Source organism: Mesorhizobium sp. M1409 (assembly GCF_040317535.1).
In the GTDB taxonomy this organism is placed as follows: Bacteria; Pseudomonadota; Alphaproteobacteria; order Rhizobiales; family Rhizobiaceae; genus Mesorhizobium.
This window is the reverse complement of sequence record NZ_JAMYKV010000137.1, coordinates 1-1848: the sequence shown is the minus strand read 5'-3', so window position 1 is coordinate 1848 and position 1848 is coordinate 1. Positions and strand designations below refer to the sequence as shown.

At 63.1% G+C, this 1848-nt stretch carries 1 protein-coding gene and 1 pseudogene; one reads left to right on the top strand and one right to left on the bottom strand.

The window, feature by feature from the left end; genetic code table 11:
- Nucleotides 1–166 precede the first annotated feature (166 nt).
- A pseudogene (gene tnpC / locus NKG99_RS35680) lies at nt 167–1273 on the bottom strand (IS66 family transposase); the annotation flags it as partial.
- A gap of 76 nt (nt 1274–1349) precedes the next feature.
- Here tnpC and NKG99_RS35675 point away from each other — a divergent pair.
- Nucleotides 1350–1848 (top strand): transposase (locus NKG99_RS35675; RefSeq protein ID WP_502913723.1); only part of this gene is annotated, 499 nt, incomplete at its 3' end.

Genomic DNA, 1848 nt, shown 5'->3' with positions numbered 1-1848 from the left:
TGGCGCGGTTGAGGACATTGCGAAGCTGCGCGCCGTCATAGGCCGCCGCGCTCGTGACGTTCCAGCCGCGGATGAAGCCGTGCCGGCGTAAGCGCGATTTTCCCTGCACGTTGACGCCGGCGCTTTCGACGGATGGCGTTCGAATTGGGAACGGTATCTGGTCTGATCAGACTGCTGTTGCTTTGGCGAAGTTGAAGGGCAGCAGATCGTAGATATCAGCGTCCTCGTTGCGTTGAGGCAATTCGGTGAGGACGTGGCGCAGCCACGCTAACGGCTCGACGCCACAGGCGCGGCAGGTCAACATCAGGCTGTAGATGACGGCGCTGGCCCTGGCTCCGTCGACGGTATCGCTGAACAGCCAACTTTTCCGGCCAGTGGCAAAGATTCTGATGTCACGCTCGAGAAGATTGTTGTCGATCGGCATGCTGCCGTCCTCGGTGTAACGAGTTAGATATCCCCATTGGTTCAGGGTGTAGGAGACGGCGTCGCCGAGCTTGCTGTCCGGCAAGACTTTTGGAGCGAAGTCGTCGAGCCATGCCTTGAGAGCCTGGAGGATCGGGACACTATGTTGCTGGCGGAAGTGGCGAATGCAGTGATCTCGCGTTTCGCCGTCATGGGGGATTTCGTTCCGCGCCTGCCTTTCAACCCGATAGAGCTGTTCGAAGAACCGGAGTGCCTGTTCCGGCGGCCCGCCGCCTTTCTTCCTCGCCTTTAGGGCATCGACGAAGCGCCGCCTGGAATGGGCCATGCAGCCAAGATGCGTTGCCCCTTCCAGCGTGCGCCAGGCGGAATAACCGTCACTCATCACGATGCCGCGGTAATCGCCCAAGAAGGTCTGCGGGTGTATCTGGCCGCGACCCGGCTGATAATCGAGCAGCACGATCGGCTCGTCACTGTCGTGGCCGCTCCGGTATGCCCACATGTACGAGGTGCTGGTGGCCTCTCTGTCCATTTCCTTCAGCACCTGGACCGTGGTCTCGTCGCCATGGATGAGGGGCTGCGATCTGAGCCGCAGCTTCAGCACGTCATAGATGCGGGCGAGATGCTTTTCGCTCGAGCCGATCACCCAGTGACCCAAAGCGCCACGGCTGACAGGAACGCCCGCGCGCTCGAAGGCCTGCGCCAGGCGGTAGAGCGGTGTGCCGTCGACGTATTTGTGAACGAGCGCGAAGGCCAGCGTCGAGGCCGTGGCGATGCTGCCCGGCAAGGGTTGCGCGGGCATCGGCGCGGTCACGACCGGCGTGTTGATGCCGGCACGGTCGCAATGACGGCAGATCCCATGGGGAGTGGATCGTGGCCCGCACTCTGGCAGAGTGGGCCATCTTAACTCGCTCTTTGGAGGCCCTTTCATGCATCTTTCGACCGCCGATCAAGCCGAGCTACAAGCCGCTGTCCGCGTGGATCTTGGCGCAATCTTCGTCTCGCTGGAGCTGTCCAGATCGACCTGGCTAGTCACCTCGATTGTACCGGGCTGCGAGAAGATGTCGCGCCACATGGTCGCCGGCGGTGACAGTGCCGGGCTGCTCGTCTGCCTCACCGGGCTGCGCAGCAAGGCCGAGGCGCGCACCGGCACGCTTTATCCGTTGGTGGTGATCCAGGAGGCGGGGCTGGATGGCTTCTGGATCGACCGGGTGCTGAACCGCGAGGACTGGATCGAAAGTCACATCGTTGATGCGGCATCGATCGCGGTGTCGCGCCGCCACCGTCGTGCCAAGACGGATCGGCTTGATGGCGAGGCGCTGATCCGCGCCCTGCTGGCCGTGAAGCGGGGTGAGCCGCGCGTCTGCTCGATGGTCCGGGTGCCGACGCCCGAGAATGAGGATCGCCGCCGGACCAACCGCGAGCGCA